The sequence below is a fragment of the Streptomyces sp. NPDC048290 genome (assembly GCF_040652095.1).
GTDB lineage: Bacteria > Actinomycetota > Actinomycetes > Streptomycetales > Streptomycetaceae > Streptomyces.
On sequence record NZ_JBEZLM010000025.1, the window covers coordinates 153,744 to 160,233 of the forward strand.

Here is a 6,490-nt window from a genome sequence, read left to right on the forward strand (position 1 = left end):
CGTGTCGTGCTCGTGTCGTCGCCGGCCCCTCATTACGGGCCGCCGGGTTTAGGGCCATCGCAGTGCGCCGCCCCCCGCTCCGACGGTACGCGTCGGATCGTCCCAGAGAAGTGCCAGCCGCCGACCCCAGTCACCGTCGGCCGACTCCAGGGCCTCGGCCCGCAACGACCGTAGCCGTTCGGGCAGTTGCTCGAACGCGCCGCCGTGCATCAGCTGCCGTGCGGTGTGCCGGAACGTGCCCGGCGGCGGCCCCCCGAACGGTTCCTCGCCCGCCCGGTCCCACAGCACCACCGGGACACCGGCGTCGAGGGCCGCGGCCAGCGACTCGGCGGTGGAGGGCAGCGCGCGATACCCGGACCCGTCCGGTTCGACCACGACCGCGCAGAAGCGCTCCCCGGCCGCCCGCAGCGCCTGCCGCCGCTCCTCCCCAGGGCCGGATTCCAGCCACAGCACATCTTGCTCGGCGAGTGCGTGCCGCCGCGTCTGGACCTGCCAGCGCCGGGCCCAGCGCTCCCGCGCGGGCGGATCCGTGGCCCGCTCCAGATCCCGGACGACGACCGGGCAGCGCAGCCCGAGCGGCGTCCCGCGCGGATCCTCCCGCCCGGCACCGGCGCCGCTCACCCACCGGTCCACCGGAAGGTCCAGCAGCGTCCTCGGCAGCAGGAACTCCACCCGCCGCGGCGGACGCCCGCCCCCGTAGTCCCGTACGACGTCCAGGAAGCCGTCCACCAGGGGCGGGATCTGGTCGAGGGTGCGGGGCTCGTCCTCCTGGGCCAGGGTCAGCAGGCCGTCCGTGCCGTACTCCAGCCAGGCCGACACCAGGAAGGAGCCGCCCCGGGGCAGATAGGGCTGGAGACTGAGGACCAGGAGGACGCCCAAGTCGGCGGGGTCGGCGGGGGGACGGTGCGGCCGGGCGTAGTCGAAGCCGAGGCGGGCGGAGAGCGCCGCCGTCCAGTCGTCCGCCTCCCGGCGCAGCCCGTGCGAGGCGGTACGGCCCTCCGCGAGGGCCATGGTGAAGCGCAGCACTCTGGGGAGTTCACCGGCCCGCGCGGTCAGATCCTCCAGGACGGCCACGGCCTCCGCCGGATCGTCCGGCGGCTGCCCGGCCGCCGGACCGGCCACCTCCAGATAGGCCGCCAGCCACGGCCTGCGCCCCGGCTCCCCGCGCAGCATCCGCAGCAGCGCCCGCCGCTCGTCCTCGGTCAGCGCCGACTCGGCCCAGCCGCGGGCGAGGATGTCCGCGAAGTACCGGAAGCGCTCCAGCTGGGGGCCCGGACCGTGGAACTCCGCCAGCACCTCCGCCAGCGCCGTCAGCCCGCCGGGCACATTCAGACAGGCCCGTACGATCGCGACGGCCTCCTGTCGCGCCGACGCGTGGAGCGGCAGCCGGGCGCGGATGCCGGGGTCCAGCTCACCGACGATGACCTCGCGGGTGGGCAGGTCACGGAAGGCGGCCATCCCGGTCAGGACATCGGTGAGCTGTCCGAGCGCCCCCTGAGCGTCCGCCCTCCCCATCAGCGGCGCGGGCCGCGGGCCGGGGTCGTGCCGCCGACTGCCGCCATGCCACGCCTCCGGGAAGATCGGGTCACCGCTCAGGGACCAGGCCAATTGTAAGGAGGGGGGTCAACCGGGGGGCGGGTTCAGGAGATTCGGTGGGCCGTTCGCGTGCCATGGGCCACGACGGTGGGGACGCGCGCGGGTACGGAGATGTGGTGGCCCGCGAAGTCCTGCGGCGGCTGGGGATGCTCGCGGTGGGACGGTTGGTCGATCCGCTGCTCATGGGCCTGTCGATGGCCCTGTGTGAGGAGGGTGCGTGCGACCGCGCCGACGCGGGAGTGCCGTTCCCCGCTGGGGCTGCTCCCCCGGGCGACCCAGCGATGTCGGACGACACCGTCCGCGACAGCGGCGAACCGGGCGGCAGGGCAGCCCACCACCAGGTGCTGCTGCCCGCCGGGAAAGCGCTCACTGTCCGCAGCGGCGCGGACGCCCTCCTCGGCGCGATCGGCAACCTGCGTCTCAGGCGGCATCGGCGCGCGTATCGCTTCCGCGTGCCCGCACGTGCCGCCGCTCTCGCCTCATTCAGCTCTTTCAGCAAGTCGCTGGACCTGGTCGACGGATATGTCGGTGGTCCACTCCCAGCCGGGCTTGGCCGACGGGCCGACTCGCGGATCGCTGGGGACACGGCCCGCCCGCACGGCAAGGACGTACGCCCGGTCCTGCTCGATCCGCGCGCGCATCTCATCGGCCCCGCAGACCGATCCGTGGCCGGGGACCATCACAGCGACATCGCCGGCGACCTCCTCAAGCAGGCGCAGTCCGGTGAGGTACTCCCCCACAGGGTCATTGGTGTCGTTCAATTCGTCGAGGTTCGGGACAAGGACGTCGGAAAGCATGTCTCCGGCGACGAGGACCCCGCGCTCCGCGATCAGCAGCGCCGCATGGCCCGGCGCATGAGCCGGGTGCTCGATGATCCGGGCGCGAGGGCCGTTCCAGGGAACCTGTGCCGCTCCGGCCGGCAGACCGGTGATGAGGCCGTACAGGTCCAGCGGTGTCTCCTCGGCGATTTCCGGCGGCAACCCCTCGGCGACGTGCGCCTTCCAGTCCGGGGCCGCCCGCACCTCACGCATATGCGCCGCGCAGCGTTCGGTGCCGTACCGGGGCGCGTCGCCGTACCCGGGGTGCCAGAGCACGTGATCCCAGTCAGGATGCGTCGCGAAACCCGCCACCACGCTCCGGCCCAGCTCACGAAGGTCGTCCGCGAGGCACGTCATCTCGCCCTCGGTCAGCCCGGGGTCGATGAGCAGCACCCCGGTCGGGCCCTGCACCACGACGGCGTTGTTCTCCAGCAACTCGCTCCGGTGGGTCAGCACACCTTCCGCGACCTGTCTCAGCATTGCACTCCTTCTGCGTTCTGCGGGCGGTAGAGCCGGTGCGAAAGCACCCGCCACACACATAGACGAAACAGCCGACCAGAAATCATCGCCGGTGTTGTTGAGGTGACCCGGCCGGGCGTGACCGGTCTGGTTCTTCTGCCGGTGGAGCTGGGGTTCGGTTCCGGGCGGACCTGCTGGCGCCGCCTGCGGCGGTGGCAGGAGTCTTCGGCCAGCTGCACTGCATCCTGCTGGCCGGGCTGGACACGGCCGGGTACCTCGACTGGACGCGGGCTTGTGTGGAGGGCTCCCGTGCGGGCGAAAAGGGGGTGCCGACACTGGCCCGTCGCCGGGCGACCGGCGCAAGACGGGCAGCGAGCATCACCTGATCTGCGCTGGACGCTGCACTCCAGTCAAAGTCAGCACCACCGCGGCCAACGCCCACGACGTGACCCAGGATGGCGTCGGTGCCGTTGATGTCGATGAGGCCGACGAAGGGCTGGAGGTCGCGTCCGGCGGGGTCGTGGGCAGCGTAGTCCTGGAGTTCGCCCCAGGAGGGGAAGAGCAGCAGTTCGGGGGGTGGGTGCGGCGTCCTTCAGCCCACCAGGCTCCCCGGCGCCCGTCTCCGGCTACGCCCTGGACGGCTCTCCGGCCCGACGTTCCCGGCGGATCTCGCACTCCCCCGCGGTCCGGCCGGGCGGGTGGCTTGACACAGGGAGTCGTCACGTGCCCGCACTGCTGACGACAGTAATCTGGTGTGCGTGTCCGCCTCCCTCCTGAGGTTGGCCGGCAGCCGACGAAGTAAGGCCCATGCTCCGCTCCTGCATCCATCCGAAGTGAGGAATGGAAGATGAGTGACCGTTCGACATCACCGGTCAGTGCCAGCGGTTCCTCCGGCGAAAATCACCATCACGCCTGGGCGAAGCTCCCGGAGGGCGAGTACCTCACAGAGATGCGGACCACATGGGTCGTCCCCAGTGTCCCGAAGGACGTGAGCAATCACGACGTCTTCATCTATCTATGGCCCGGGGCCGGCTCCGTCCTTCAGCCCGTGCTCGCCTTCCACGCCGGATATCCCAAGTGGTATCTGCACACGTACGCCATCCACGGAGGCGAAAGCGTCAAGGGCGAAGACTACGATGTCGAGGTCGGCGACACCGTTGTCGGTGTGATCAAACTCAAGGAGATCACATCAGACGGAAAGTACACATACCGAGTGTTCTTCGAACGGGGCGACGGCACGGAGTACCCGCCCGAGACGGCTTGTGAACAGACATGGCCTGAAGCGGAGTCCGGGATCTGCCAGTACATCGAAGCATTCGGCGATCCCCACGGGGACCAGTACCCCGCCGAGGAGTACCTCAAGATGTGCGACATCACGGTCACCTCGAACAAGGGACCCGTGCCGGCCCAGTCGATCGTCTGGGACCTCTCCACCAGCCCGCAGGCCAAGATCGTAAACGGCGATCTCTGGCTTCCCTACCGGGCCTGACAGGTCACCGGGCAACGCATCCGCCCGACACCGACGCCGCAGAAGTGTGTGGAGTCGCGTTGTGGGCCCGGCGGCCATTCTGTCCCTCGCTGGTGGGCTCGGCCGGTCTGGTGTGCACGGCGATGTCGCCGGGTTGTCCGGTGCAGCGGTTCCTGAGGCTCCGTAACGACGGACCCGCCTCCGATTCCGGCCCGGCGCGCCGGAGCGGGGCGACAGCGCCGGTCGTGCGGGCCAGGTGGCAGCTGTCCCTGTGTGTCCTGCCGCGCACGGCGGCTGAGGCCCCCGTCCAGGATCGCGCACTGGACCTGCGGTGCACCCTCTTCTCGAACGGGTCCTGCTGCACCGGAGCGGGAACAGCCCCCATGGCCGACGAGGTGCCGGACAGAAGGACGGCGGTGGCCAGAGGGGCGGCCGACACCAGAATGGTCTTCCTCACAGCACGATCACGGCCCACCGCCAACCGCCCACAACGCCCTTCCCGAGCGCATCCACCACATGGTGTGAACACATGGAGGAAGGCGTCCGCACGACGGACCGACCGGGCACGGCAACCCTGCGCCCGGCGGGCCGGGACCTGGTGGCTGAAGCCGTGCCGGTGCGCGGCTACCCGCTGAAGCGGGACGCGTCCGTAGGCACGTAGCGCAACCCCGGACTTGCCGGATCGAATCTCGGCAGCCCGGGAGGCAGAGCGGTGTGCAGGGCCGCGAAGATCCTCCGCATGGCCTCGTCGGTGCACTCCGCGACCGTACGGGTCGCCTGGAGCATGACGCCGCCGACGCTGAGCGCAACGATCCGGTGGAACGCCCCGGATGCGGCGAGGGCTTCGGGCCCGCCGAGTCTTCTCGACAGTTCCCCGGGACACACCGTCGTCCAGGAGTAGCCCCTGAGCTCGTTCCTGGCCTCCCGAACCGAGTCTCGGACTCTTCGGTCCAGCATACAGTCGAGGCGGGTCTCCTAGCCGGCGAGAGCGTCGTCGCCCAGCCAGGCGAAAGCAGGGTTCGCTCCATCCAGCGCGGAGACGAGAAGCTCCACGGCGCACTCGCAGTACCCGAACTCCCACCAGAGGAGGAGACCACCGCCGGTCACCGTCCCCCAGCGGCCCGCTCCAGCAGGTGTTTCACAGGCGGTCGCTCATGGCGTGCATGGCCGTCCTGACCCGGTGGGGGCGGCCCAGCCAGATACCGCGGGCCGGTGGCGGGCACCGAGGAGCGGTTCCACGCCAGCAGTCATGTCCTGCGCTGCTCCTTGACCATCTGAGGGCTCCCCGCTCGGCAACACACGACCGGGGCCAACATGCCTCGTGACGCGGTACGCCGGAGTGATGCGATACGCGCAGGGTGGTGGATTGACTGCCGAGGGGCAGCGATCCGGCGGGAGGCTGGCGAGCGGTTCGCCCGCGGTGACAGGACAGCGATGACAGCCCGGGATCTGCGGATCGGCGAGCCGTCGGTGAAGTCGTGGGCAGGTATGGCCGCAGGTGGAAGCACCGCGGCGGCGAGCGATGTCTGGATCGTCCACGAGGACGCGGCCGGGTTCGTGATGTCGCCTCCTCGTGCGCGCACCTGGGGCCACATCACTCCGGCCTGAGCCGGGCTCCGAGTCGCACACGGCGGTGTGAGAGCCGGACCACCCACTTTCCACGGGGGGGGAGGGACGTCCGGTTCTCGCACCGTTTCCGCATGTCCGGGTAGTTGCAACCCGTTCATGGACCTGAACCTGGCGTCCCAACAGTCCGTTCGATCAAGTGGACCAGCGCTCAAGCAATAGTGAGGTGGCTCGCGATGTCCCTTCAGATCACCGATCCTCAGATGCGGGCGCTGTTCCACGCCTTGACCGGGATGGAGTGGTACGAGGCGGACGAGGACAAGCTGCTGGCCGTGTCCGAGGAGTATCTGCGGGCGTCGAAGGATCTGCGGACGCTCCAGGAGATCCTGCTGCAACTCGCGGTCCATGTGAAGGAGGGTTTCGAGGGGCAGTCGGCGGACGCGTTCGTGCAGCGTATCGAGACGCTGCTGGGCGGGAAGAACGGTCAGCCCGACTTCTTCGAGGCGTCGGTCCTGTCGATGAGCGAGCTGGCGGAGTTCGCGCGGAAGATCTCCAACCAGGTCGAGTACACCAAGCTCAGCTC

7 protein-coding genes and 1 pseudogene are annotated in these 6,490 nt (G+C 70.0%); 5 read left to right on the forward strand and 3 right to left on the reverse strand.

Annotated elements, in window-relative coordinates:
• Positions 1–48: 48 nt before the first annotated feature.
• From AB0D49_RS33485 to AB0D49_RS33495, 3 genes are read right to left on the reverse strand one after another with little or no spacing between them, the layout of a single operon-like run.
• Complete coding sequence (locus AB0D49_RS33485) at positions 49–1,608, reverse strand: hypothetical protein (RefSeq protein ID WP_362765044.1); 1,560 nt, start codon at positions 1,606–1,608, stop codon at positions 49–51.
• Between the two features lie 32 nt (positions 1,609–1,640).
• Positions 1,641–2,027, reverse strand: a complete 387-nt coding sequence (locus AB0D49_RS33490; protein WP_362765047.1) for a hypothetical protein — start codon at positions 2,025–2,027, stop codon at positions 1,641–1,643.
• 48 nt (positions 2,028–2,075) lie between these two features.
• Positions 2,076–2,894, reverse strand: a complete 819-nt coding sequence (locus AB0D49_RS33495) for an MBL fold metallo-hydrolase (RefSeq protein ID WP_362765050.1) — start codon at positions 2,892–2,894, stop codon at positions 2,076–2,078.
• 135 nt (positions 2,895–3,029) lie between these two features.
• Between AB0D49_RS33495 and AB0D49_RS33500 the strand changes: the two are divergent.
• The 5 genes and pseudogenes from AB0D49_RS33500 to AB0D49_RS33520 all read left to right on the forward strand — a co-directional run.
• Positions 3,030–3,133: pseudogene (locus AB0D49_RS33500) on the forward strand (IS5/IS1182 family transposase); the annotation flags it as partial.
• Between the two features lie 587 nt (positions 3,134–3,720).
• Positions 3,721–4,362, forward strand: coding sequence for a hypothetical protein (locus tag AB0D49_RS33505; protein WP_362765053.1), 642 nt, complete (start codon positions 3,721–3,723; stop codon positions 4,360–4,362).
• Between the two features lie 508 nt (positions 4,363–4,870).
• Entirely contained in the window at positions 4,871–5,002 is a 132-nt protein-coding gene (locus tag AB0D49_RS33510) for a hypothetical protein (RefSeq protein WP_362765056.1), read from the forward strand.
• 773 nt (positions 5,003–5,775) lie between these two features.
• Positions 5,776–5,949 carry a hypothetical protein gene (locus AB0D49_RS33515; RefSeq protein ID WP_362765058.1) on the forward strand — a complete coding sequence of 58 codons (174 nt, stop codon included), beginning with the start codon at positions 5,776–5,778 and terminating at the stop codon, positions 5,947–5,949.
• 194 nt (positions 5,950–6,143) lie between these two features.
• Positions 6,144–6,490, forward strand: a 347-nt coding sequence (locus tag AB0D49_RS33520) for a hypothetical protein (protein WP_362765061.1), incomplete at its 3' end; no start/stop codon positions are given.